A 24,769-nucleotide genomic window follows, 5' to 3' on the forward strand; every position below is an offset into this window, starting at 1 on the left:
GATGCCTGACGACCGCGACGCACCCTCGCCCGACTCCCACCGCGGGACGGAATCCGCCGAGCAGGCCGCCGCCATGATGACCGCCGCCGGGATGCCGCGGATGCCTGCGCGCGTGATGATGGCGCTGATCGCCGCTCCCGAGGGCGGGTACACGGCCGCGCAGCTCGGCGAGCGTCTGGGCGTCTCGGCCGCTGCCGTCTCCGGCGCGGTGCGCTACCTGCAGCAGCTGCACTTCATCCAGCGTCGATCGCGCCCCGGCGACCGGCGCGACCGCTACGAGTTCGTGCACGATCCGTTCTACAGCTCGATCGTCGGGAACATGCCGGTGTACTCGCGCCTTTCCGAGTACATCGACGAGATCGCCGCGGAGCACGACGACGATCAGGGCGCCCACGACCGCGCGATCGAGCTCGCCGAGTTCTTCCGCTTCCTCTCCACCCGCATGCTGCAGATCGTCGAGGACTGGCGCGCCCTCCGCCGCGACTCCTGACCCTCGCCCCACCCACACCCACACCCACACCCACACCCACACCCACACCCACACCTTCCTCGCACACCCACACCCACACCCACACCTTCCTCGCACACCCGCACCCGCGCCCGCGCACTCCTGCCAAAACGGAGACCATTCGTCCGCGCCCGACGTGTCTCCCCGGAGGCGGATACCAACGCGCCGAGCGGACACCGGATGGTCTGGGTTTTGGCACCAGCGACGAGCCCCTTGACACCCGCGTGAGTTATATGGTTACTTAGTTAAGTAACTAACCCACGAACCACGCGGAGGACTCGTGATCGAAGAAGGCAAGCCGCTCTTCCTCCAGATCGCCGAGCAGATCGAGGACTCGATCGTCGACGGCACACTCAGCGAGGAGGCGCAGGCTCCTTCCACCAACGAGCTCGCCGCGTTCTACCGGATCAATCCCGCCACCGCAGCGAAGGGAGTCGCCATGCTCACCGACAAGGGAGTGCTCTACAAGCGCCGAGGCATCGGCATGTTCGTCGCCGACGGTGCCAGGGAGCTGCTCCTCGGCGAGCGCCGCGCCGCGTTCGCCGATCGCTACATCGACCCGCTCCTCGCCGAAGCCCGCACGCTCGGGCTGGGCGCGGAAGATCTCGCGGCACTGCTCAGGCAGCGCGCCGCACTGACCATCGACGCAGAAGGGAAGACCCCCGCATGACCGCCGTCATCGAGGTGCAGAACCTCACCAAGCGCTACAAGGAGAAGCGAGCACTCGACAACGTGTCGCTCGCCATCGAGGGAGACGCGATCTACGGCCTCCTCGGCCGGAACGGTGCAGGCAAGACCACGCTCATGTCCATCCTCACCGCGCAGAACTTCGAATCATCCGGAACCATCAAGGTCTTCGGCGAGCACCCGTACGAGAACGCGCACGTGCTCAGTCGGATCTGCTTCGTCCGCGAGAGCCAGAAGTATCCGGACGACGCGTACCCCAAGCACGCTTTCAAGGCTGCGAGCCTGTTCTTCCCGAACTGGGACCAGGCGCTCGCCGACGAGCTCATCGCCGAGTTCCAGCTGCCGATGAAGCAGACGATCAAGAAGCTCTCGCGCGGCCAGCTGTCCGCAGTCGGGGTCATCATCGGTCTCGCCTCGCGCGCCGAGATCACCTTCTTCGACGAGCCGTATCTCGGTCTCGACGCGGTCGCCAGACAGATCTTCTACGACCGACTGGTGGAGGACTACGCGGAGCATCCGCGCACGATCATCCTGTCCTCGCACCTGATCGACGAGGTGTCGAACCTCATCGAGAAGGTCATCGTGATCGACGATGGGCGCATCCTGCTCAACGAAGACACGGATGCGGTCCGCGAACGCGCCGTGACCGTGGTGGGCGACGCCGCCAAGGTCGATGCCTGGGTGGGTGCGCGGGAGGTGCTGCACCGGGAGTCGCTCGGCCGGGTCGCGTCGGTCACCGTCCTCGGTGCCGTGTCGTCGGAGGATCGCGCCGAGATCACCGCGTCAGGACTCGACCTCGCACCCGTCTCGCTGCAGCAGCTGGTCGTGCGGCTCACGCAGAAGGTCGCGACCGATTCCACGAGAGAGAACGCAGCGAAAGAGGAGGTGCGCTGATGCGACGCACATTCAACGTCGTCCGCCTGCAGCTGATCAACAAGGGCACCTTCGTCTGGTACCCGCTGATCATCCTCGCGGCTGCCGTCGTGATCTCGATCATCATCTACGCGATGATCCCGGTCGACACCCCCAAGTACGGCGGCGGAGGCCAAGCGCCCCTCTGGTACTTCTTCGCGATCGGCATGTCGGCGATGACCCTGACCTTCCCGTTCTCGCAGGCCATGAGCATCACCCGCAGGGAGTTCTTCTTCGGCACGCTGCTGACGGCGGTCCTCGGCAGTGCCCTCATGGGAATCCTGTTCCTGATCGGCGGCGGCATCGAGGTCGCCACGAACGGCTACGGCGTGAACGGCTACGTCTTCTACCTGCCGTGGCTGTGGGACGCCGGGCCCCTCGGCGCCTTCGTCGTCTACTTCACACTCGCCCTGTTCTTCTTCGTGCTCGGGTTCACGGGCGCGACGATCTACAAGAGCTGGGGGCAGCTGGTCCTGCTCATCGTGGGCATCGGGCTGGCGCTGGTGCTCATCGGCCTCGTCTTCCTGGCGACCCGGCTCGACCTGTGGAACCACGTCGGCGCCGCGATCATGGACCTCGGGGCGGTGGGACTGGCGCTGTGGGGTCTCGTGCTCACCGCGGTCTTCACGGGAGTGTCGTTCCTCGCGTTCCGCAGGACTATCCCCTGATCCTCCGCGAGAGAACACGAATGCCGCGACCGCACACCCCGTGCGGTCGCGGCATCGTGGCTTTCGTCAGCGGATCCCCCTAGCTTCGGAGCACGGCGGAAGCAACCGGGTGCCGAAGAGCCGCGACGGTCACTACGCTCGGTGCGCGTGAAGATCCCTCCCCGTCTGCGGGCCCGCCGTTCGGGTATCGCCCGCTCGCTGCATGAGGCCGTGCTCCCCGCGCGGCTCCTGCTCGTCGTGAAGACGATGCTCGCGGTCGGGCTGGCCTGGGCGATCGCACCGCACATGCCCGGTGTCACCGACGAGTACCCCTACTACGCTCCGCTCGGCGCGCTGGTGAGCATGTATCCGACTCTGATGGGCTCGGCGAGATCGAGTCTGCAGACCTTACTCGGGCTGGCCACCGGAATCGGCCTCGCGACACTCATCGTGATCACGGTGGGTCCGACCTGGTGGTCGATCCCTCTCGTCGTCGGCCTCGGCGTACTCGTGTCGGGCACGGGCTGGTTCGGCGTCGGTCGCGAGTATGTGCCGATGGCCGCCCTGTTCGTGCTGATCATCGGCGGACAGAACGCCGACGACTACTCGCTCGGGTATCTGACGCAGATGGCGGTCGGGGTGGTCGTCGGCCTGGTGGTGAACCTGGTCATCGCGCCGGCGCCGCTCACCATGGCAGCAGCAGGACGGGTGGCCGACTTCCGCGAGCAGCTGGCCGCGCATCTGCACGACATCGGCTCGGCGGTCTCGGAGTCGTGGCCTCCCGAGCACGAGCAGTGGGCTGATGACGCGGCCTCGCTGGCCGATACCTCCTCGGAGTTGAGGGCGGCCCTGACCGAAGCGGAGGAGAGTCGCCGCGGCAATCCTCGCGCCAAGGGACACCGCTCGCGGATCCAGCAGAGCCACGATGAGCTCGCCGCCCTCGATCGCATCGGCCACCTCATCCGCGACATCGCCGACGAGATCGCCGACACCATCTGGGAGCGGCCGGCAGGGCTCGCGCTCGACCCCGCCCTCCCGGGTCCGCTGTCGGCCGCGTGCCATGCGGTGGCCGAAGTGATCGCGCACGGCGATGCCTCCTCGAGCGAGGATCACCGCGTGCGCGCCGAGGCGGCGCGGGCGATCCGGCTGCTCCTCGAGACCGTCGACGACCGCACGGTCGACGTCCGACGGTCGATGGGTCCGGGAGTGCTCACCGCGATGCACCTGCGACGCATCCTGATCCTGAGCGGTACAGGCTCCCCCTCCGAGAAGAGGGAAGAGGAGGTCGAGTAGCCGCGTCAGATGGTGTCGTCGGCGGCGATCACATCCACCTGCCAATAGCGGCCATCGGGGTCGGTGTCATCGTGCGCATCGTCGGCAGCGCTCATCACGTCGTTGATCTTCACCATCAGGTCGTCGAATTCGGCCTCGGTCAACCGCATCGTGCGCTGAGTGAAGGCGGCATGCACCTCTGCCGTGCGACCGGCGACGTATTCGGGAGTCCAGGCTGTCACGCGGCGCATCAGGTCGTGGTGATCCTCGACCAGCGCGGCGATCACGGCGCTGCCGAGTTCCTCGTCGGCGACCGGACTCTCCGGGCCGCCCACATTGAGGGGACCCTTGTGCCCCGTCCAGACGCGGTCGCGTCGATCGCGGGCCTTCTCCGGCGCCTCTTCGATCAGCCCGGCATCGGCGAGCGCGCGCAGGTGGAAGCTGGCACTGTTCGCCGGCACGCCCAGTTCCGCGGCGATGTCGGCTGCGCGGAGGAAGTCCCGCCGGGCGAAGAGGCGGATCATCCGGCGCCGAAGCGGGTGCGAGTAGGCCTTCAGCATGGCCGATGTCATCCAGGCGGGGTCATCGCGCGCGCTTTTCGTGCGATCCTCCGTCATCCCCCGATCCTACCCGCACTTCCAATTGCGCAATAAGCCTTGCGCAATACTTCTTGCGCATCTAATCTCGACGCATGACCACCCTCACCGAGCCTCATCGCCTGTGGCGGAACACGCGCTACCTCACCTGGTTGGTGAGCGATACGAGCAAGGGGCTCGCCGGCGCGCTCTTCGCCTTCGCGATCCCCCTGCTCGCTCTGATCGTGACGAACGACCCCGCTCAGGCGGGCATCATCGGCGGGGTCGGGATGGCGGCCCGACTCCTCACGACCCTTGCGGGCGGCGTGCTGGCCGACCGCCATCGCCGTATCGCGCTGATGCTCCTCGGCTCGCTCATCGGCATCGTGCTGGCTGGCGGCTTCACGCTTCTCGCCCTGGGGGACGCCCTGACCTTCGGGTCGTTGCTCGTGGTCGACGTGCTGCTCGCCGCACGCAGCGGACTCTTCGACGTTGCGGGCGAGAGCGCCATCAAGGAGATCGTTCCCGACGACGCGATGGGGCGCGCACAGGCCGCGAATCAGGGGCGCGATGCCGCTCTCCAGCTGGCGGGTGGTCCGCTCGGTGGTCTGCTGCTCGGCGTCGGCGGTTGGCTCGTCGGTGTGGTCATGACCCTGTGCCACGTGATCGCGGCCCTGACCGCGTGGATGCTGGGGCGTCAGGCGCGTCGCGCCGGAGTGGTCGATGCGGGCGAAAACCCAGACCATCTGCGTGCTGCGCGGCGCGTCGAGCCCGAACACGCCGCGGACACGGCGGATGGTCTGGGTTTCGGCACCTCGACGACCCCGCCCGCGGCGAAGCCCGACGCGTGGAAGGAGCTCCGCGAGGGGTTCGGGTGGCTGCTCTCCCGTCCCGACCTCGGCGGGGTGCTGCTCATCACGACGGTCATCAACCTCGGCTTCAACGCCACGATCACCACCATCATCTACGCCCTCCAGCAGGACGGACATTCCGAGCTTCTGATCGGCACCCTGAGCGCGTCGATCGGCGCCGTGATGCTCGCGGGAGCCGTGGTGGCCCCGCTGCTCATCCCGCGCATCAAGGCCGGAATCCTGGCGATCGCGGGGCTCTCCGTGATCTCGGCAGGTGCCATCGTGCTGTCGGTGGTCACCGACCCGCTGATCATCGCCGTGGTGCTCGGCGTCTCGGTACTGCTGGTCCCGGCGCTCAATGCCGGCATGATGGGCTACTTCATGGTCGCGACCCCGAGTCACCTGCTGGGGCGTGCCAACAGCGCTGCCGGTGTTCTCGGCATGGGCGCGATGCCGCTGGCACCACTCATCGCCGGCTTCGGCCTCGCCTGGATCGGCCGGGAGTGGACCATCCTGGTGTGCGCAGCGCTCTGCCTCGTCGCCGTGGCGATGGCCCTCGGCAACCGGGCGCTGCGCGCTCTGCCCGTCGAGTCCCGCTGGGCCGAGCACGCGAAGCAGTACGAGAGGGCCTGAGCTCCCGGGAGAAGGCGGTCGGCGCTAGAGCGCTCCGGTCAGCGCGGCGATCCCCGCCAACAGGGACACGAGAGCCAGCACGAGCGCGACCGCGATGAGGACGGCATGCACCTTGAGGAACGCCGTGGCCTTGCCGTTCTCGTCCCGCGCGCGGGGGTCTTTGGACACGCGCTTGTAGAACTGCGGCCAGACCAGAACGTTGAAGGCGGCGTTGAGGAACAGCACGATGGCGAGGGGGATCACCCCTCAACGGTATCGACTTCTTCTATGGGCCTCCCCGCACGATCATCCGCGCGGATTCTTGGATGCAGACATGTATCAGAAAGCCCTTGCCGCGCTCCTGGTAGATGTGATCACAATGGGCTTCATGATCGACGGTGCACCCGGCACCGCTCACGATCCTGCCTCGGACGACGGGCGCGCACGCTGGGAGCGCGCCGCGGATCTGTTCGACGCATGGCGCGAGAGCGACAGCCGCGCGATGGACGAGCTCGTACGGCTGATGACGCCCGTGCTCTGGCACGTCGTGCGCGCCTATGGGCTGGAGCGCACCCTCGCCGAAGACGTCGTGCAGACCACCTGGCTGCGACTCGTCCGCGGCCACGACTCGATCAGCGACTCACGGGCCGTATCGGCCTGGCTCACGACCACCGCCCGCCGGGAGGCCTGGAAAGTCGCGAAAGCGCACGGCAAGGTCGACACGACCGAAGCGGATGACCTCGACACACTGCTGCCCGAACAGGCGTCGGCCGAAGAGCACGCCACCCTCGGCGACGAGAACCGGCGGCTGTGGGCGGCTGTGCGGCGTCTGAACGAGCGCTGCCAGAAGCTGCTGCGCGTGATCGCCTTCGAGGATCGTCCGGACTACGCCCGCATCGCCAGCGACCTCGCCATGCCCGTCGGCAGCATCGGCCCCACGCGGAACCGGTGCCTCGCCAAACTACGCGCCCTGCTGGACGCGCCACCGACAGCGCAGGCAGGGGGATTCGCATGACCGAAAACGAGGACGCCCAGGTGTTCGCCCGGCTCCGCTCCCTGTGGAGCGAGGTCGATCCGATGCCCGCCGGCCTCATCGACCGCATGGTCGCCGCAGTCGCCGCCGACGGGCTGAACCGTGAATACGCGCTGCTCACTCTTGTCGAAGGACAGTTAGGCGCGGTGCGGGGCGAGGCCGACGCGCTCACCCTGCAGTTCAGCGACGGATCGACGAGCATCCTGCTGCACGTGACGACGACGGCTTCCGGACGCCGCCGCGTCGACGGCTGGGTCGACACCGCAGCCGCCGAGATCGTCCTGACCCAGGGCGAGAAGACCAGGTCGATCACGCCGGAGGAGACCGGACGCTTCGTGTTCGACGACGTCCCGCCCGGCCTCACGCGCGTTCAGCTGACCACCGTGATCGGGGACGAGACGCGCACACTGGCGACCCCGCAGTTCGAGCTGTGACCACGGGCGCCGCCCGTCGATGAAGACGCGGGTCCACCCGCAGGAAGAGGATGACGCATGGATCAGCCCAAGGGATGGACCTGGCAGGACCGCGCGGAGGGATCGATCCGACGGGGCACGGCGCTCGACCCGAGCACGGAGCCGGTGGACGGTATCCGTGCGTTTCCGACGGCGTACCTGCCGGAACGCCTGCTGATCACCCGCGCTCTCGGCGATGAGGAGGCCTACGACCGGGAGGTGCGCACGCTCCGCGACGCGGCAGACACGTTCGGCTGGCAGCTCGAGATCGAGGACGACACCCGCTCAGCGGTCGACGGCGAACTCGTGCCGGGAGTTCCCGGTTTCCTGCGCGCACGGCTGCGCACGCCGGACGAGCCGGTGCGCGGTGAATCGCCCGTCGCACCGGATGCCTGGCGCGTGCTCCAGCGCGCACGCCGCATGTCCCGCTCGACGATGCCGCGCACGAGCCTCGACCACGTGCTCTCCATCGATCCGGTCGGGCTCAATCCGTTCACCAGGACGAACCCGTTCACCCGCACCAATCCGTTCACCCGCACCAACCCGGTGCGCGGTGCGGGTGGCGCCGGCGGCAGCGACGACTACCTCGAGCCCGGACGCGGAGCACGACAGCCGGTGACCTGGTTGGGGCCTGCGCCCGTGCGCGGTCCCAGCCCCAAGCGCGGACGACGACCCGTCGTCGCTGTCCTCGACACCGGCTGCGGCGAGCACGCCTGGCTTCCCGCTGACATCGTCACCCGCACCGTCGACCTCGACGGCGTGCCGGTCGGGCTGACCGATGACGCCGATCCGGAGCGCTATCCCGACCTGTACGGGCAGCTCGACGGGGAGATCGACGCGGTCGCGGGACACGGCACCTTCATCGCGGGCATCGTCCGACAGGCGGCTCCGGACGCCGACATCCTCTCGATCCGGGTCGCGGGGGCGCTCGGCGTCGTGGACGAGAGCACGCTCCTCGAGACGGTCGCCCAGGTCGTGACGCTGCTGGCGCGCCACCGCGAGAACCCGAAGACGGGCTTCCCGATCGATGTGCTGAACCTGTCGCTCAGCTACTACCACGAGACGCCGACCGACGGACTGTTCAGCCTCACGCTCTACCAGCTGCTCGCCAAGGCACGCGAACTCGGCTGCGTCGTGGTGTGCTCCGCGGGGAACGACGCGATCGATCGCCCCTCCTTCCCGGCATCCCTGTGGCCATGGCCGGGCGCGGACAACGGCATCCGCCGGGACAAGGACGCGCCGCTCGTCTCCGTCGGAGCGTTGAATCCTTCCGGCCAGTCGGTCGCCCTGTTCTCGAACATCGGTCCGTGGGTGCAGGCCTACGCACCCGGAGCGGCGGTGGTGAGCACCTCGCCCGCGTTCGTGGGAGGCGCCCAGGCGGCGACGAGGGCCGACGTCGAAGGTCTGCGCCGTGAGACGATCGACCCCGACGATTACCGCGGGGGCTTCGCGGTGTGGAGCGGTACGTCGTTCTCGGCACCGTATGTCGCGGCGCGGGTCGCCGCGCAGCTCGGTACGGTGCCGGTCGGCGGAGCGACCCCCAGCGCTGCGGCGAAGGCGGTCGCCGCCGTCCTGAAGTCGCTGCCGAGCCCGATCGATCCCGTCTGACGCACCCCCGGGACGAGCCGTCCGTACCGATGCGGGCGGCTCGTCCTGGTGCCGGGCGGCTGACCGGGGCGTCCGGCGGTGCACCTGCAGGACGAATGCACGAATGCCGGATCAGGACGCGGCGCGTCATCCGACGAATGAACTTTCTCCCGGCGAGTGTCGCGCTCGATCCGCGCTCTTCCCCGCAGCCCTGGAGCACGGCATCCTGGAGGGATGCCCCTGTCCGCGATCGAGCTGCACCGGCGCGGAGTCGAGGCGGCGAACGCCCGGCGGTTCGCGCAGGCGCGGCGCGCCCTCGGCGCGGCGTCCGTCCGCGCCGACGACCCCGATCTCCGCGCACGCATCGACGGCACGGTCGCCTACGTCCTCGCTCAGACGGGGGAGCCGGCAGCCGCCGAACAGCTGTGCCGCGAAGCGCTCGGCCGGCCCGGTCTGCGGAGCGAGACCATCGCGGTGCTCAGCGGACAGCTCGGCACACTGCTCATGCACGGTGGTCGGCTGGCCGAGGCGGAGATCGAACTCAGCCGTGCGATCGACACGATCAGCGCGATCGGAGACGAGACGACCGAGCTCGCCAACTGCCTGATGAACCGCTCGGTGGTGCGGATGCAGCAGCGCGAACTCGAGACCTGCATCGAGGATCTGCAGCGTGCGGTGGCCGTGTACGAGGCGAACGGCGACGAGGAGCCACTCGCCGAGGCCAGGCACAACCTCGGGTACGCGGCCCTGCTCGGAGGAGACCTCGTCACCGCGCTCACGCTCATGACACGTTCCCGCCCGACGCTCGCCGCGATCAGCGATCTCGCTGCAGCCATCAGCGACCTCGATCGCGCGGAGGTGCTGCGCGACGCGGGACTCACCACCGAGGCCGAAGCACTCCTCGAGCAGGTCGCCGCCCAGTTCGGTACCCAACGGATGCGACAGGCCAGAGGCGAGTCGGAGTTCCATCTGGCTCGCTCTCTCCTGCGTCATGATCCTGCCGCAGCCGAACGCGCAGCACGCACCGCAGCGCGACGCTTCACCGCGCTCGCGAACGACGGGTGGGCGGCCCGAGCAGAGGCGGTGCGGCTGGAGGCGCAGCAGCGAGCGAAGCCGCATCTCCGCATCGACGACGCGGCGTTCGCGCGGACGGCGAAAGCCCTCGAACGGAGCGGCTTCCACACCGAGGCCACGGGGCTGCGGCTGAGTGCACGCCGTGATGGCTCCGGCCGCCTGCCGCGAATCGCCGACACCGCCCCGACACCGCTGCGCATCCGCGCCCAGGAGGTGCGTGCCGCGCGCGCCGCGGCTGCCGGCCGTGACCGCGACGCCCTGCGCGCCGCCGCCGACGGCCTCGAGCTGCTCACCGCCTGGCAGCAGGCGTTCGGCGCCCTCGACCTCCAGGCCTCCGTCGCGATGCACGGCAGCGATCTGATGTTCGCGGGGCTCTCCGCTGCGGCGCGATTGCGCGACCCCGCCACGCTGTTCGAGTGGTCCGAGCGTGCGCGCCACCTCAGCCAGCAGGTCGCCCCGGTGCGACCCCCACACGATGAGTCGCTCGCGGTGGACCTGGCCGAGCTGCGGATGCTGCGCGCCGAGCTGGCCGGGGGCGACTGGACGACGGATGCCAGAGTGCGGGAACTGCGCGACAGGGTACGCGAGCGGCAGTGGGCGGCGACGGGCTCCGGCGGCACCAGAGAGCGGCTCGGGCTCGCGGAGGCGACGGCGCTGCTCGCCCCCGACCTGGCGGTCCTGTCATACATCTTCACCGGATCCGACCTGCAGGCCGTGGTCGCGACATCGGCCGGCGCGACCATCGTCGACCTGTCGTGGCGGCGGGTGCAGACGGCGCTCGACGGCCTCCGCGCCGATCTCGATATGGCCGCGCTGACGCGTGGGGGACTGATGGGCGCGGTCACCGAGCGGGCGCTCACCTCACGGCTGGCGGTCCTCGACGCGGAGCTGCTCGACCCGGTGAGGTCCGCCGCGCCGTCCGCAGCTCGCTTCGCGATCACGGTGCCCGGTGTGCTCGGCGGCGTTCCCTGGGCGATGCTCCCCGGAATCTCCGGCGTCCCCTTCACCCTCGCGACGTCGGCCTCCCGCCTGCTGGGCGTCCCCTCTCGCACGACGACGGCACCGTCGATGATCGGCTTCGCCGCCGGGCCCCGGGTAGCGCGCGCCGCCGACGAGATCGAGCGCGCGGCGGCGACCTGGCGGGGAACCGGCCGCACTCCGCGAATCCTGGTGCCTTCGGACGCGACGGTCGCCGCCGTCACCGAGCTCGCAGCGGCCACCGACGTGCTCCACATCGCGGCTCACGGCAGGCACGCGGTGGACAACCCCCTGTTCTCCGGTTTCGAGCTCGCGGACGGCGTGCTGTTCGGCTACGACGTCGACCTGATCCCGAAGGTCCCGTCGACCGTGATCCTGTCGGCGTGCGAGCTCGGGCGCTCCTCGGTGCGGTGGGGCGAAGAGGCGTTGGGCATGACGCGGGTGTGGTTGCACGCGGGTGCCGACTGCGTGATCGCCGCCCCCGTCGCCGTTCCGGATGACGTCGCGGCCGAGCTCCTCAGCGCCGTGCACACCGGCCTGTCCGAAGGTGCCGCACCGGCCGTCGCGCTCGCGCGGGCATCCGCCGAGACCGGCCTGAGCGCCCCGTTCCAGTGCCACGGCAGCGGATTCTGAAACTTTTCCTCCATTCGATGTATCAGAAGGGAGGCCGCTCGCTCCTGTTCTTCGGAAGGTGCCATGCGAAGGGCCTCGAAGGGAGAGGCGCGAGGGAGGCGCAGTCGGATCTGGGGATCATGCGCACTGGGGAGCGCGAACACGACACGGACACCATCTGCTCGAGGATGATGCGGCAGGCCGCCGCGGCACCCTCAGAGGGCCTCGACGATCTGGGGACGTCGGGGCCCTTGGGGTGTGCCGGGGGAGCGACGCTCTTCAGAGCTCGAGGAAGTCGCCGAGCCAGACGCGTACCGAGGCCAGGCATTCCTCCGTGACCTCACCTGCCGTCCCCGTGAGGCGGTCGCGGGAAAGCGTGCGAGGTTGCTCGGTCATGATCCACGACGGCCGGTCCAGTCCGCTCGGCCCGTCCACGACGACGTGATTCGGCCAGCCCCGGTCGGTCGTCGTGATCGGCAGCACGATGGCCAGCGTGGTCACGGCATCCAAGTATCCAGCCGAGGCCACGGCTTCTGCAGCATGCGATTGCTTGTCGGCCGCAGCCGTCCGTTCGATCGCATGCTTCAGCGACTGCAGTCTCCGACGGCGGTCCTCCGCGTCGGCAAGGTGAGCGAGATGCGCGCCGAGAGTGAGACCGTCACGCGCGGCCTGCTCCTTCAGCCGGTCGCGCAGGTCGTCGCTCACCTTGATCGTCGTAGTCATACTTTGAGTATGACCGCGCTCCGTGCGGCGGCGTCAGGCGACCAGCACCGCGTATCCAGCCGCGCGGAGCGCTGCGAGCACCTCGGTGTCAGCCCCGGCGTCGGTGATCACGGTCGGGAAGAGCTCGACGCCGCCGACGGTCGAGAACGCCTCGACGCCGAGCTTGCTGCCGTCGGTCACCACGACCGCTCGGCGCGCGCGTTCGGCCATCATCCGGTTCACCGCGGCCTCGCGCTCGTCCTGTGTGGTCGCACCGGCGACGGCGTCCATCCCGTTCACACCGATGAAGGCGATGTCGAGCCGCACTCCGCGCAGCAGCTGCTCCACGAACGGACCGACCAGTTCGTAGCTGCGCGAGTGGATGACGCCACCGGTGACGACCACCTTGATGTCGGGGCGCGTGGCGAGCTGGGCAGCGATGTTCACGGCATTCGTTACCACGGTGATGCCACCGCTCCCCGCGAGGTCGTCCCGTGCGGCCAAGGCAGCGGCGATCGCGGTCGTGGTCGTGCCGCCGGAGAGCCCGACCACCATGCCGGGTGCGACCAGGCCGGCGGCGGTCTGCGCGATGCTGGCCTTCTCATGCGTGCGCAGGTGGCTCTTGTAGCGGATGGGCAGTTCATAGGCGACCGTCTGCGCTACCGCACCGCCATGCGTCCGGGTGAGCAGGCGCTGCTCGGCGAGCGTATCGAGGTCGCGACGCGTGGTCGCCGACGAAGCCTCGAACTCCTCGACGAGCTCTTCGACCGTCACCTCGCCCTTCGCAGCCAGCAGGTCGAGGATCGCGTTCAGCCGGGCGGCCCGCTTCATCAGGCCACGGCTTCCGTCGTCTGCAACGCGAACAGCCGGAGCATGCGCGCGGCTTCGTCCGCGAGGGCATCGCGGGCCGGCGCGAGGTACTTGCGGGAGTCGACCAGGCGCTCGTCCGCGTCGAGCTTCTCGCGGACGGCGCGCGTGAAGTAGCCGTTCAGGTGCGTGGAGACGTTGATCTTGGTCATGCCGGCTCGCACGGCATCGGCGATCACGGCATCCGCGACACCGGACGATCCGTGCAGCACCAGCGGCACGGGGAGAGCCTCGTGAAGGCGCCCGATCAGGTCGAGGTCGAGAGAGGCGGTGCGGTCGGTCATCGCGTGCGAAGAGCCCACCGCGACCGCGAGAGCATCCACTCCCGTCGCTGCCACGAATGCCCGCGCCTCGTCGGGGTCGGTGCGCACACCGGGCGCATGGGCTCCGTCCTTGCCCCCCACCTCGCCGAGCTCACCCTCGACGTACACGCCGGCCTCGTGCGCACGCGCCGCGACCGCCGCCGTGAGCGCCACGTTGTCGTCGTAGGGCAGCGCCCCGCCGTCGAACATGACCGAGCCGAAGCCCAGCGCGATGGCCTCGTCGACGAGCTCCGGCCGCTCGGCGTGGTCGAGGTGCACAGCCACGGGGGTCTGCGCGCGCCGTGCCACCGCGAGAGTCGCCAGGGCGATGGGTTCGAGCCCACCGTGATAGTCGGCGCAGTTCTGGGAGATCTGCAGGATGACGGGGAGCTGTGCGAGCGCGGCTGCCCGAACCAAGCCCTCCGCCGTCTCGAGATGGATCACGTTGAAAGCGCCGATGCCCGTGCCGGCAGCAGATGCCGCGGAGACGAGGTCGCGAGCGGAGACGAGGGTCACGAGGGGTCCTTCCGGAAGGATTCAGGGTCGGGGCGCGAGATGCGCAAGTGCTGTTCGAGCTCGGTCCAGCGTGAGGAGATGTCGCCCGCGAGTGGCGTGAGCACCGCGGCGGCGGACCATGCCGTGGCACGGCGGAGGATCTGCTCGGGGTCGCGCACCCCGGCGGCGTACAGCACGGCGCACGCTGCGACACCGGCATCGCCCGCACCCGTCGGGTTGCCGGAGAGCGGCTCGTCCAGGCGCGCGTGCACGAGCTCGGCCGCGGTGACGGCGAGCATGCCCTCGGCGCCGAGCGAGAGCAGCACGAGCTCCGCGCCCCTGGCGATGAGGGATCGGGCTCCGTCGACCGGGTCCGCGATGCCGGTGGCCTCGACCAGCTCGGCCGCATTCGGCTTGAGCACGCTTGCTCCGGAGTCGGCGGCGAGCAGCAGAGCAAGGCCGGAGGTATCGACGATCACCGGCACGCCGGCATCCCTTCCCACCGCGATGAGCATGGGGATCAACGACTCGGGCGCACCGGGCGGCAGACTGCCGGAAACGACGAGCACCCGGGTGCCCGCGAGCCGTTCGACCACCTCGGCAAGCAGTGCCGCCCACTCCACGTCGGTCGGATTCACGCCGCGTTCGTTGATGATCGTGGTGTCGCCGAGTGCCTCATCGACCACCGCGATGCTGCGACGGGTCTCGGCGGCGACCGGCACCAGGGCGTGCGGGACGCCGCTCGCCCGCAGCTCCTCCGCGAACTCCTCGCCGACCCGACCGCCCACGGTGGTGACCGCGAGCACCTCGGTCCCTTCGGCATGGGCCACGCGGGCGACGTTGAGCCCCTTGCCACCCGCGCGCGCCGCTCCGGGGTCCGCGCGGTGCGTTCCCCCTTCGACGAGTCGGTCGACGCGCCAGGTGAGATCGAGTGCGGGGTTGGGGGTGACGGTGAGGATCACGTGAGCTCCCGAGCTCGAAGCGCGGCACCCAGCAGACCCGCGTTGCCGGAGAGCTCGGCCGGGACCAGAGCGGGGATGCGGTGGAAGCTGAGGCGCGCGGCCAAGCGCGTGCGCAGCTCGTCGAACAGGGCGCCGCCGGCACGCGACAGCCCGCCTCCGATCACCACGGCCTCCGGCGCCACGACGGCGGTCAGCTGAGCCAGCGACATCGTCAGAGCGTCGAGTGCCGAGTTCCAGATCTCCGCAGCGGTCTCATCGCCCGCGGCCGCGCGCGCGATCACGTCCTTCGCCCCCTCGGGGGAGATTCCCGTCGCCTCCTGATAGCGACGGGCGATGGCTCCGGCCGAGGCGACGGCTTCCAGGCAGCCGCGAGCGCCGCACGCGCAGATCGGCCCGTCCGCGATCGGGGAGTGCCCGATCTCGCCCGCATATCCTCCCGCGGTGTACGGGACGCCCCCGACGAGCAGGGCACCCGCGATCCCGGTTCCGATCACGAGCACCACCGCATCGGCGTAGTCACGCGCACCGCCGAGTCGTCGCTCCGCCCAGCTCGCCGCACGCACGTCGTGATCGAACGCCACGGGGAGCCCGAGACGCTCTGCGGCCAGATCGCGCAACGGGGAGTCGTGCCATCCGAGATTGCTCGCGAACACCCCCAGCCCGGCATCCGCGTCGACGATCCCCGGGACGACGAGCCCCACGGCCTGCGGCACGACGTCGGGGTGCGCGGCGCGGAGCTCTCCCGCCAGCACCTCGAGGCGGTCGAGGAGCACCTGCGTGCGATCGCCCTCGGCGATCGGCGTGGGCGTGCGGCGCAGCCCGAGAGCCGTGCCGTCGGCATCGAACAGGGCCGACTTAATGTCGGTGCCGCCCACGTCGAACGCCAGCACGGGCGCGCCGCCGCCGAGAGTCCGCACGGCGGCGAGCTTCTCCCCTGCGGCATCCCGCTCGACGTCGGGGACGTCGGTCGTCCCGTCAGCTCGGGTCATGGTCGGCTCCGGCGGCGGGTTGCGTCATGCATCCAGGATGACGGATCGCGTGAGGTTGCGGGGCTGATCGGGGTCGAGGCCTCGGGCGACGGCCCGGTCGAGTGCGGTGCGGTGCAGGCGCACGAGGTCGGCGAGCGGGTCGATCGCCCGCTGCTCGAACCGGGCACCGGTGGCCTCGACCTGCGCCGAGAGGCCGTCGGGCGCCTCGCCGAACTGCCAGGTGACGCGGCCCGGGGCCGCGATCGCGATCGGACCGTGGCGGTAGTCCATCGACGGGTACGCCTCCGTCCATGACTGCGACGACTCGCGCAGCTTCAGCGCGGCCTCGTGGGCGAGGCCGATGGTCCAGCCGCGACCGAGGAACGTGTACTGCTCCGCGTCGCGCAGCTCGTCGTCGCCGTCCTCGGCGAGCACGGCCTCGGCGTCGGCGATGGCGCCGGAGAGGTCCTCACCGAGCGAGGCGCGGAAGAGGGCGAGGGCCGTGGTGGCGAAACGGGTCTGCACCACCGACTTCTCGTCGGCGAACGGCAGCAGCACGGCGTCGTCGACTAGCGAGACCAGCGGCGAGTCCGGGTCTCCGATCACGCCGACCGTGGGGATGCGCCCCTTGATGCGCTCGACGAGCTCGAGCACCTCGCTGGTGGTCCCTGAGCGGGTCAGGGCGACGACGGCGTCATACCCGCGGTCGAGGAAGGCCTCGGATGCCGCGTACGCGTCGGTCTCGCCGTGGCCGGCGGACTCGCGCAGCGCCGCGTACGACTGCGCCATGAACCACGAGGTACCGCAGCCCACGACGGCGATCCGGGCACCGGAAGCGGGGAGCAGCTCCTGCTCGGCCTTCAGGTCTGCGGCCCGAGTCCACATCTCGGGCTGGGAGTTGAGCTCTTCGCGCATGTGTGCGCCGGGCAGCGATTCAGTCATCGAGGTGCCTTTCTGGCGATATGTTGCATACTTGTGATCGTTTCAAGCTTGATTCGATCATAGTATGGCGTCGAATCGAGTCGTCAACAGCTTTACCTTGATTTGTTTGTTCTCCTGACAAATAATCGGACAAGTTCCACCCGAGCCCCGGCTTGAACGATCGCGGTTGCCTCCCGGCGAAGCGGTCACCCACGCACTGTCGCGTGATGTGCTTGCGACTGTGCACCACACCCCCTCCCGACGCGGCCCCGCCGCCGAGGGTTCGGACATCACAGTGAGGAATGCAATACACATGAAGAAGTCACTGCGGTTCGGCGCCGCCGCCATTGCGGCCGTCGCCACGCTCTCGCTCGCTTCGTGCGGGTTCGGCGGTTCTTCCGGCGACAGCGGCGACGCGGAAGGATCCACCACGCTCGACCTCCTCGTCCCGAGCTACTCCGACGGCACCAAGGCCAACTGGGAGACCGTGATCGACGGGTTCGAGAAGGCCAACCCCGACATCAAGGTCAAGCTCGAGGTGCAGTCGTGGGACAACCTCGAGAAGGTCGTCTCCACCAAGATCCAGGCCGGCGAGGCACCGGACATCTACAACGGCGGGCCTTTCGCGGGTTTCGTCGGCGATGAGCTGCTCTACCCGACGAAGGACGTCGTCTCGGACGACACCTACTCGGACTTCCAGGAGTCGTTCCTCAAGAACGCCGAGGTCGACGGCACCGCGTACGCCCTGCCGCTGATCGCCTCGGCTCGCGCCCTGTTCGTCAACAACGCGCTCCTCTCCCAGGCCGGTGTCGAGGCGCCGACCGACTGGGACTCGCTGCTCGACGCCGCGACCAAGGTCTCCGCGCTCGGGGGCGGAGTCGCCGGATACGGCATGCCGCTCGGATCGGAAGAGGCTCAGGCCGAGGCCGCCGTGTGGCTGTGGGGCGGCGGCGGATCGTTCGGCGACGCGTCGGAGATCACGATCGACACCCCGGAGAACCTGGTCGGAGCCGAGCAGATCAAGAAGATGATCGACGCCGGCGCGACCCAGGCCGACCCCGGGTCCACCCAGCGCTCCCCGCTGATGGACATCTTCATCCAGGGCAAGATCGGCATGCAGGTCGGCCTCCCGCCGACGGTCGGCCAGATCGAGGAGAACAACCCCGACCTGGACTACTCCATCGTCCCGATCCCGACGAAGGACGGCTCGCCGTTCACGCTCGGCGTCATGGACCAGCTGATGGCGTTCCAGAACGACGACGACAAGAAGGAAGCGATCACCAAGTTCTTCGACTACTACTACTCGGCAGACGTGTACGTGCCGTGGGTGCAGGCCGAGGGCTTCCTCCCCGTCACCAAGTCCGGCGCCGAGCAGCTCTCCGGCGAGGAGGCCCTCAAGCCGTTCCTCGACGTGCTGCCCGACGCGCAGTTCTACCCGTCGACGAACCCGAAGTGGTCCGCCGCCGACGGTGCGTTCAAGTCGCTGTTCGGCCAGCTGCAGTCGAAGCCGGCGCAGGACGTGCTGACCGAGATCCAGGCACAGGTCGACGCGGGCTGAGCCCGCTGATCGGAGAGGTTCGGGTACCCGAATGAGCCAGAAGACAGAGTCCTCGAACCTCGCGGGGGCGGCGAGCAGCCGCCCCCGCACTCCGAAGACCCCGGATGCCACGCGCGGCAGGCCGGGCGGAAAGGACCTCCTCCAGGCGCTGCCCTGGATCGCACCGGCGCTGCTTCTCATCTTCGGCGTGGTGCTGTTCCCCGCCGGGGTGATGTTCTTCAACTCCACGCGCGACATCTCCCTGTCCGGCCTCGACAAGGGCTCGGTGGGCTTCGACAACTTCGTGACGGTCTTCACCTTCACCGAGTTCTGGCCGATCTTCTTCCGCACGATCGTGTGGGTGGTCGCGGTGGTGACCCTCACGGTGGTGATCTCGCTCGGTCTGGCGCAGATCCTGAACAAGGCCTTCCCCGGGCGTCAGCTCGTGCGCATGGCCGTGATCGTGCCGTGGGCCGCCTCCGTCGTGATGACGACCATGGTGTTCTACTACAGCCTCGAACCGTACTTCGGCATCTTCAACAAGTTCCTCTACGACATCGGGCTCTCCGACGACGCGGTGGGCTACGGCTGGACGAAGAACCCTGCGACGGCCTTCACCTGGTCGATCGTGATCGCGATCTTCGTGTCGCTTCCCTTCACCACGTACACGATCCTCGCCGGGCTCCAGTCGGTCCCGGCCGATGCGATCGAAGCCGCGAAGATGGACGGCGCCGGCCCCGCGCGCACCTACTGGTCGATCGTGCTGCCCCAACTGCGCAGCGCCCTGGCCGTGGCGATCCTCATCAACATCATCAACGTGTTCAACTCGCTGCCGATCCTGAAGGTGATGACCGGCTCGATCCCGGGTTACGGCGCCGACACGATCATGACCCTGATCTTCAAGTACATCGAGCTGCAGAAGAAGGTCGACGTCGCGAGCGCCCTCTCCGTGGTGGCGTTCCTCATCGTCATCGTGATCGTCGCGGCGTACGTGAAGATCGTCAAGCCCATGAAGGAGGTCTGATCATGACCGTGACCGAGACCGAGCTCGTGACCACCGCGGGAGGCCGCGGCCGCCGCACCACCCCTCCGACCCCCGGACGCAAGCGCCGCTACACCGAAGACCAGGTGACGCTGCCCCGCGTGATCCTGCGCACGGTCGCCGGGTTCCTGGTGCTCGCGATCTTCGTGCTGCCGTACCTGATCATGTTCTTCGGCTCGGTGAAGACCAAGGCGCAGATCCGGTCCGTCGATCCCACCTACCTGCCGACCGAGTGGCACTGGGAGAACTACATCTCGATGTGGTCCACCCCCGAGACGCCCCTGCCGTACAACCTGATCTCGACCATCGTCATCGCCGTGTTCGCGACGCTGCTCGTGCTGCTGGTGTCACTTCCGGCGGCGTACTACACGGCACGCTTCAAGTTCCCCGGCCGCATGGTGTTCCTGTTCCTCGTGATCGTCACACAGATGCTGCAGCCGGCCGTGCTGACCTCCGGCCTGTTCCGCCAGTTCACCGTTCTCGGACTCGGCGACACCTGGATGGCGATGATCTTCATCAACGCGGCGTTCAACCTGTCGTTCGCGGTGTGGATCATGCACTCCTTCTTCGCGGGCATCCCCAAGGAGGTCGACGAGGCCGCGCAGATCGACGGAGCCGGACGCTTCACCGTGCTGTTCAAGATCAACCTGCCGCTGGTGTGGCCGGGCATCGTCACCGCGATCGTCTTCACGTTCGTCGCGTGCTGGAACGAGTTCGCCGCCTCGCTGGTGATCCTGTCGACCGACAAGAACCAGCCGCTGTCGGTCGCCCTGACCAAGTTCGTCGGTCAGTACGAGACCAGCTGGCAATACGTGTTCGGCGTCTCGATCGTCGCGATCCTGCCCGTGGTCATCCTGTTCATGCTCATCGAGAAGCGCCTCGTCGGCGGACTGACCGCCGGCAGCGTGAAGTGACCGCTGATGCACATCAGATATGACCCCGAAGTGGATGCCGCTTACCTCACGGTCGGGCGCGAAGTGCAAGCGGGGGAATCTGTTGCACAAGTACCGGAGATTCGAAACCCTCACGGAGTGGGGGAGATCATCCTTGATTTCGATGCAGATGGGCATCTTCTCGGTATCGAGATCCTTCAGGCATCGAAACTTCTTCGATCAGATGACCTTGATCGGGCCAAACGCATCTCGAGCGAACCTTCCTGATGACGTCTAGGTAAACCGCACGCGGGTCCACAGCAGGGTCGTCGCCGCCTCATCCCGGAGGTCGCGACGGCCCTGCCCTTTTCGGAACGAGTGCCCTAGCTGCGCGACGTGGATGCGGCGCGCAGCTGCTCCGGGTTCCACCGCACACCCAAGGCCGAGGTCAGGGCGGCCTGCGCCGCCCCGGCCGCGAGCGACACGCGAGGATCGGCGTAGCGCACCGGCACCTGGGCGGTCCCGCGAGCGGGGTACTCGGTCTCTTTCCGCACCCTGTCGAGGAAGCGCGGTCCGAGCTCGGTCGCGGGTCCCCCGATGACCACCTCGATCGGATCGAGCAGAGCGCTGATGAGCTTGACAGCCCTGGCCAGTGCACGTGCGCCCTCGTCGAGCTGCTCTTCGTCGGCCTGCGCGGCGAGCGCACGGATCTCGGACGCGTCCATGGCGTCGGAGAACTCCTCGCCCAGCATCGCGCCCAGGGCGGCGGCCGACTCGAGGCATCCGCGCTGACCGCATCGGCACGCACGGGCCGCCTCGCCGAACACGACCTGCACGTGCCCGATCTCCCCCGCACGGTCGCGGGGCCCCGGTGCCAGCTCGCCGTCGAGGGTGACGGCCGCACCGACGCCGCCACCGAGGTGGATGAAGAGCCGGTAGCCGGACGGCGACTCCTCCATGCCGGCTTCGGCGATGGCCTCAGCGTCGACGTCGTTGATCAGCAGCACCGGCGCACCGAGCACCCGCTCGAACCGCTCCGCGAGGGGGACGCCCTGCCACTTCAGCTGCACGCTCTCGAGCACCACACGTCCGTCGGTGGTGCCCGGCAGCTGCACGCCGGCGGCGAGGAGTCGACCGCCGAACTCCGCTGCCACGGTGGCGACGGCATCGTCGAGGGTTCGGTCGCGGTTCTCCACGGAGTAGTTCACGCGTCGGCCGTCCACTTCGGTGCCGTCGAGCGCGACGAGGGCGATGTCGGCATGACGAGGCTGGATCACCAGCACAAGGATCACGTGGTGACCCGCGTCGACGCTCAGGGTGGTCGCCCGCTTGCCGCCGGTGCTCGCCGCCTGCTCCCCCTCGACGATCAGCCGGTTCTCGATGAGCTCGGCCACCAGCGAAGACGCGGTGGCGGCGGTCAGACCGGTCGAGCGCGCGATGCCCGCGCGCGTCTGCGTTCCCGGGTTCCGGAAGACCAGCTGCAGTGCCCGCCGCAGGTTCGCGCGCCGAACGGACGCCTGGGTGTCGAGGCCGTCATCCGTGCTCAGCATGTGTTCCCGTTTCCGAGGCTCGCTCCTTGCGAGCTGTTGACAGATCGCCGCGCGATCCGTAGTCTCTCCCTAAGTTTATTCATTGAACTTAGTTGGTCAATGAACCTCATGCTCCGGACGGGCGAGTGCTGCACACACCGTCGCCCGTCCGGCACCTCCTTCTCAGCGGCTCTCGGCCGCTTCGGTGTGGTGGCGGATGACCTCCGCGACCACGAAGTTGAACCACTTCTCCGCGAACTCCGGATCCAGGTGCGCCTCCTCGGCGAGGGCACGCAGTCGTGCGACCTGCTGCTCCTCCCGGTTCGGGTCCGACGCCGGCATCTCGTGCTCCGCTTTCAGATGCCCGACCTGCTGGGTGGCGCGGAAGCGCTCCGCCAGCATGAAGATGAGTGCGGCGTCGATGTTGTCGATGGTGGCACGAAGACGGAGCAGTTCGGCCTTCGGGTCTTCGGCGGCGGTCATGCCCCCTACTCTAGAGCCGCGTGACAACCTGGTTTCGATCCGGGCCACCGCTATCGTGAGCACATGAGCAACGAAGAGTCGCCGGAAACCGCGCCGCACGACGAGGACGCACCCGCCACCGCTCCCGCCGCACCGACCCCCGGGCGCCGTCGGCACTCGGCATCCGACCCCGCCGCCGCGGTGATCGCGTCGGCGGCCGACTCGCCTCGTCCGGTCGTGATCGAGCCGACGACGCCGAGCCGCTCCTTCTGGACGCGCATCGATCGTCCGTTCGTGTTCGGGTTCCTGGTGACTCTCGGCGGCCTGGGCGCGATCGTGATCGGTCTCGCGCTGTCGAACCTGTCCACGGTGCTGATCTACATCGCACTGGCGCTGTTCGGTGCGCTCGGACTCGACCCCGCCGTGCGCTTCCTGGAGCGCCGCGGTCTCTCCCGCGTCATCTCGGTCGTCATCACGATCCTCGCGCTCATCGTCGTGTTCGCCCTGGTGATCTGGATGATCGTCCCCGTGGTGATCGATCAGATCGTGAGCTTCGTGCAGTCCGTGCCCGGCATGATCAAGGACTTCACCCACAGCGACATCTACGCGACCCTGGAAGCGCAGTTCGGCGATCAGTTCCAGGACCTCGTCGCCCAGGTGCAGTCGTTCCTGACCGACTTCGGCAACCTGGCCACGATCGGCGGCGGCGCCCTCGCCGTCGGCGCCTCGATCGCCACCAGCATCTCCGGCGCCATCGTCGTGCTCGTCCTCACGCTGTACTTCCTCGCATCGCTCCCCACCATGAAGCAGGGGATGCTGCGTCTCGCCCCGGCCCGCGACCGGGCTCGCGCCGGAGACATCGCCGACCAGATCACCGACTCGGTGGGCGGTTATGTGATGGGGATGGTGATCCTGGCGTTCTGCAACGCGACGCTGGCCTTCCTCCTGTACCTGTTCCTCGGACTGCCGTTCCCGCCGCTGATGGCGGCGATCGCCTTCTGCATCACGCTGATCCCTCTGGTCGGCTCCGTGCTGTTCTGGATCCTCGGCACCTGCCTCGCGCTGTTCACCAACCCGATCGCCGCCCTGGTCTTCGCGGCGATCTACCTCGTCTACATGCAGATCGAGGCGTACGTGATCACCCCACGTGTGATGAACAAGGCGGTGTCGGTCCCCGGTTCGCTGGTCGTGATCGGGGCCCTGGCCGGAGGCACCCTGCTCGGTCTGCTCGGTGCCCTGGTGGCGGTACCGGTGACCGCGTCGATCCTCATCATCATCAAGCAGGTCCTCGTGCCGAAGCAGGACGCCAGGATCTGACCCCGCAACGACGAAGCGCCCAGACCCTGTGCGGGTCCGGGCGCTTCTGTCTGTGCGACTCAGCTGAGGTCGTTGTCGGACAGCCACTTCTTGGCGATGTCCTCCGCCGACTTCTGGTCCACCGTGCTCTGCACGTTGAGGGCGACGAGCTCTTCTGCGGTGAGCTTCTTGCTGACCGCGTTGATCACGTCGGAGATCTCGTCGGCGACGTCGCTCGAGGCGATCGGCACGACGTTCGAGGCCAGGATGATGTTCTCCGGGTCTTCGAGCGCGACGATGTCCTCGGTCTGGAACGCCGGGTCGGCCGAGTAGATGTCCGCCACCTGGATCTCACCGGCGAGCAGGGACTCCAGCGTGGTCGGGCCGGTCGCGGAGAAGCCGAGGTCGACGCCGTACACCTCCTTGGCCTTCGCGGGGCCGTAGGGGCGCTGCTCGAACTCCGGTGCTGCACCGATCGTGACCGGGGTGGTCACCTTGGAGAGGTCGCCGATCGTGGTGAGGCCGTTCTCCTCGGCGAAGCTCTTGAGCACCGTGTAGGTGTCCTGGTCGGAGGCTTCGGCGTAGTCGAGAGCGGTCAGGCCGTCGGGCAGCGCGTCCTTCAGGGCCGCGTACACGTCGTCCGGGCTGGTGGCGGTCGCGTCCTTGTCGAGGTACTCGAGCAGGTTGCCCGTGTACTCCGGGAACAGGTCGATCGCACCGGACTCGACGTCGGGCATGTAGGCGTCACGCTGGCCGATGCTGAACTGTCGGTCGACGTCGAAGCCTGCGCCCTCCAGCGCCTGGGCGTAGATCTCGGCGATGATCTCGTTCGAGTAATAGGCCTGCGAGCCGATGACGATGGTGTCGTCGCCGGAGCTCGATCCTTCGCTCGGGGCGTCGAGCGGGTTGCTGTTCGCGCAACCGCCGAGGACGAGCACCGCGGCGAGCGCGGCTCCACCGGCGAGGGCGAGACGTGACTTCCGTGCTGTGAACATGGGGACTTCCTCTTCTCTG

At 68.6% G+C, this 24,769-nt stretch carries 26 protein-coding genes; 15 read left to right on the forward strand and 11 right to left on the reverse strand.

The window, feature by feature from the left end; all coding sequences use genetic code 11:
• Position 1 precedes the first annotated feature (1 nt).
• The 5 genes from HDC31_RS18505 to HDC31_RS18525 all read left to right on the forward strand — a co-directional run bounded on the left by HDC31_RS18505 (position 2) and on the right by HDC31_RS18525 (position 4,047).
• Positions 2-490, forward strand: coding sequence for a GbsR/MarR family transcriptional regulator (locus HDC31_RS18505; protein WP_179516405.1), 489 nt, complete (start codon positions 2-4; stop codon positions 488-490).
• 298 nt (positions 491-788) lie between these two features.
• Positions 789-1,178, forward strand: coding sequence for a GntR family transcriptional regulator (locus tag HDC31_RS18510; RefSeq protein ID WP_046748097.1), 390 nt, complete (start codon positions 789-791; stop codon positions 1,176-1,178).
• A complete protein-coding gene (locus tag HDC31_RS18515; RefSeq protein WP_061015282.1) occupies positions 1,175-2,089 on the forward strand; it encodes an ABC transporter ATP-binding protein in 915 nt (304 codons plus the stop codon). The genes HDC31_RS18510 and HDC31_RS18515 overlap by 4 nt, the downstream gene beginning before the upstream one ends.
• On the forward strand, positions 2,089-2,775 hold the full coding sequence (locus tag HDC31_RS18520) for a hypothetical protein (RefSeq protein WP_113681127.1): 687 nt from the start codon (positions 2,089-2,091) through the stop codon (positions 2,773-2,775). Before HDC31_RS18515 ends, HDC31_RS18520 begins: the two co-directional genes overlap by 1 nt.
• 147 nt (positions 2,776-2,922) lie before the next feature.
• A complete protein-coding gene (locus HDC31_RS18525) occupies positions 2,923-4,047 on the forward strand; it encodes an aromatic acid exporter family protein (RefSeq protein ID WP_113681128.1) in 1,125 nt (374 codons plus the stop codon).
• Between the two features lie 5 nt (positions 4,048-4,052).
• On the opposite strand, the gene HDC31_RS18530 is transcribed toward HDC31_RS18525, so the two are convergent.
• On the reverse strand, positions 4,053-4,643 hold the full coding sequence (locus tag HDC31_RS18530; protein ID WP_046748094.1) for a helix-turn-helix domain-containing protein: 591 nt from the start codon (positions 4,641-4,643) through the stop codon (positions 4,053-4,055).
• A 74-nt stretch (positions 4,644-4,717) separates the two neighbouring features.
• On the opposite strand from HDC31_RS18530, the gene HDC31_RS18535 reads away from it, so the two are divergent.
• A complete protein-coding gene (locus tag HDC31_RS18535) occupies positions 4,718-6,085 on the forward strand; it encodes an MFS transporter (RefSeq protein ID WP_113681126.1) in 1,368 nt (455 codons plus the stop codon).
• Positions 6,086-6,109: 24 nt separating this feature from the next.
• Here the strand turns inward: HDC31_RS18535 and HDC31_RS18540 are convergent, their stop codons facing one another.
• Positions 6,110-6,328 (reverse strand): SCO4848 family membrane protein, encoded by a 219-nt coding sequence (locus HDC31_RS18540; protein ID WP_113681125.1) that lies wholly within the window; start codon positions 6,326-6,328, stop codon positions 6,110-6,112.
• Positions 6,329-6,398: 70 nt separating this feature from the next.
• Here HDC31_RS18540 and HDC31_RS18545 point away from each other — a divergent pair, with 70 nt between their 5' ends.
• The 4 genes from HDC31_RS18545 (at position 6,399) to HDC31_RS18560 (ending at position 11,821) form a co-directional block, all read left to right on the forward strand.
• Positions 6,399-7,079: an RNA polymerase sigma factor gene (locus HDC31_RS18545; RefSeq protein ID WP_231589697.1), complete on the forward strand. Its 681-nt coding sequence runs from the start codon at positions 6,399-6,401 to the stop codon at positions 7,077-7,079.
• Entirely contained in the window at positions 7,076-7,531 is a 456-nt protein-coding gene (locus HDC31_RS18550) for a hypothetical protein (RefSeq protein WP_113681124.1), read from the forward strand. The genes HDC31_RS18545 and HDC31_RS18550 overlap by 4 nt, the downstream gene beginning before the upstream one ends.
• A 57-nt stretch (positions 7,532-7,588) precedes the next feature.
• Entirely contained in the window at positions 7,589-9,157 is a 1,569-nt protein-coding gene (locus HDC31_RS18555) for a S8/S53 family peptidase (protein ID WP_113681123.1), read from the forward strand.
• 213 nt (positions 9,158-9,370) lie between these two features.
• Positions 9,371-11,821, forward strand: coding sequence for a CHAT domain-containing protein (locus HDC31_RS18560; RefSeq protein WP_179516406.1), 2,451 nt, complete (start codon positions 9,371-9,373; stop codon positions 11,819-11,821).
• Between the two features lie 258 nt (positions 11,822-12,079).
• On the opposite strand, the gene HDC31_RS18565 is transcribed toward HDC31_RS18560, so the two are convergent.
• From HDC31_RS18565 to HDC31_RS18590, 6 genes are read right to left on the reverse strand one after another with little or no spacing between them, the layout of a single operon-like run.
• Entirely contained in the window at positions 12,080-12,523 is a 444-nt protein-coding gene (locus HDC31_RS18565; RefSeq protein WP_113681733.1) for a type II toxin-antitoxin system PemK/MazF family toxin, read from the reverse strand.
• A gap of 33 nt (positions 12,524-12,556) precedes the next feature.
• Positions 12,557-13,333 carry a DeoR/GlpR family DNA-binding transcription regulator gene (locus HDC31_RS18570; RefSeq protein WP_058630848.1) on the reverse strand — a complete coding sequence of 259 codons (777 nt, stop codon included), beginning with the start codon at positions 13,331-13,333 and terminating at the stop codon, positions 12,557-12,559.
• A complete protein-coding gene (locus HDC31_RS18575; protein ID WP_113681734.1) occupies positions 13,333-14,187 on the reverse strand; it encodes a class II fructose-bisphosphate aldolase in 855 nt (284 codons plus the stop codon). Before HDC31_RS18575 ends, HDC31_RS18570 begins: the two co-directional genes overlap by 1 nt.
• A complete protein-coding gene (locus HDC31_RS18580; protein ID WP_179516407.1) occupies positions 14,184-15,128 on the reverse strand; it encodes a 1-phosphofructokinase family hexose kinase in 945 nt (314 codons plus the stop codon). Before HDC31_RS18580 ends, HDC31_RS18575 begins: the two co-directional genes overlap by 4 nt.
• Entirely contained in the window at positions 15,125-16,117 is a 993-nt protein-coding gene (locus tag HDC31_RS18585) for an ROK family protein (protein ID WP_197429162.1), read from the reverse strand. The genes HDC31_RS18580 and HDC31_RS18585 overlap by 4 nt, the downstream gene beginning before the upstream one ends.
• A gap of 24 nt (positions 16,118-16,141) precedes the next feature.
• A complete protein-coding gene (locus tag HDC31_RS18590) occupies positions 16,142-17,038 on the reverse strand; it encodes an SIS domain-containing protein (protein ID WP_179516408.1) in 897 nt (298 codons plus the stop codon).
• Between the two features lie 292 nt (positions 17,039-17,330).
• On the opposite strand from HDC31_RS18590, the gene HDC31_RS18595 reads away from it, so the two are divergent.
• From HDC31_RS18595 to HDC31_RS18610, 4 genes are read left to right on the forward strand one after another with little or no spacing between them, the layout of a single operon-like run.
• Positions 17,331-18,575: an extracellular solute-binding protein gene (locus tag HDC31_RS18595; RefSeq protein ID WP_061015807.1), complete on the forward strand. Its 1,245-nt coding sequence runs from the start codon at positions 17,331-17,333 to the stop codon at positions 18,573-18,575.
• A 31-nt stretch (positions 18,576-18,606) separates the two neighbouring features.
• Entirely contained in the window at positions 18,607-19,578 is a 972-nt protein-coding gene (locus tag HDC31_RS18600) for a carbohydrate ABC transporter permease (RefSeq protein WP_046748081.1), read from the forward strand.
• Positions 19,579-19,580: 2 nt separating this feature from the next.
• Positions 19,581-20,510 (forward strand): carbohydrate ABC transporter permease, encoded by a 930-nt coding sequence (locus tag HDC31_RS18605; RefSeq protein ID WP_171011063.1) that lies wholly within the window; start codon positions 19,581-19,583, stop codon positions 20,508-20,510.
• A gap of 6 nt (positions 20,511-20,516) precedes the next feature.
• Positions 20,517-20,756: a DUF2283 domain-containing protein gene (locus HDC31_RS18610; RefSeq protein ID WP_113681145.1), complete on the forward strand. Its 240-nt coding sequence runs from the start codon at positions 20,517-20,519 to the stop codon at positions 20,754-20,756.
• Between the two features lie 95 nt (positions 20,757-20,851).
• Here the strand turns inward: HDC31_RS18610 and HDC31_RS18615 are convergent, their stop codons facing one another.
• Both HDC31_RS18615 and HDC31_RS18620 read right to left on the reverse strand, forming a co-directional pair.
• A complete protein-coding gene (locus HDC31_RS18615; RefSeq protein ID WP_113681146.1) occupies positions 20,852-22,018 on the reverse strand; it encodes an ROK family protein in 1,167 nt (388 codons plus the stop codon).
• 162 nt (positions 22,019-22,180) lie between these two features.
• The gene (locus HDC31_RS18620; RefSeq protein ID WP_021200128.1) at positions 22,181-22,480 is read right to left on the reverse strand and encodes a chorismate mutase; all 300 of its coding nucleotides are present in this window, start codon (positions 22,478-22,480) and stop codon (positions 22,181-22,183) included.
• 63 nt (positions 22,481-22,543) lie between these two features.
• Here HDC31_RS18620 and HDC31_RS18625 point away from each other — a divergent pair, with 63 nt between their 5' ends.
• The gene (locus HDC31_RS18625) at positions 22,544-23,776 is read left to right on the forward strand and encodes an AI-2E family transporter (RefSeq protein ID WP_061015811.1); all 1,233 of its coding nucleotides are present in this window, start codon (positions 22,544-22,546) and stop codon (positions 23,774-23,776) included.
• Positions 23,777-23,835: 59 nt separating this feature from the next.
• Here HDC31_RS18625 and HDC31_RS18630 read toward each other — a convergent pair whose 3' ends face one another.
• Positions 23,836-24,750 (reverse strand): ABC transporter substrate-binding protein, encoded by a 915-nt coding sequence (locus HDC31_RS18630; protein ID WP_113681708.1) that lies wholly within the window; start codon positions 24,748-24,750, stop codon positions 23,836-23,838.
• Between the last annotated feature and the right edge of the window lie 19 nt (positions 24,751-24,769).

This window comes from Microbacterium sp. JAI119, assembly GCF_013410135.1.
Classification (GTDB): domain Bacteria; phylum Actinomycetota; class Actinomycetes; order Actinomycetales; family Microbacteriaceae; genus Microbacterium; species Microbacterium oxydans.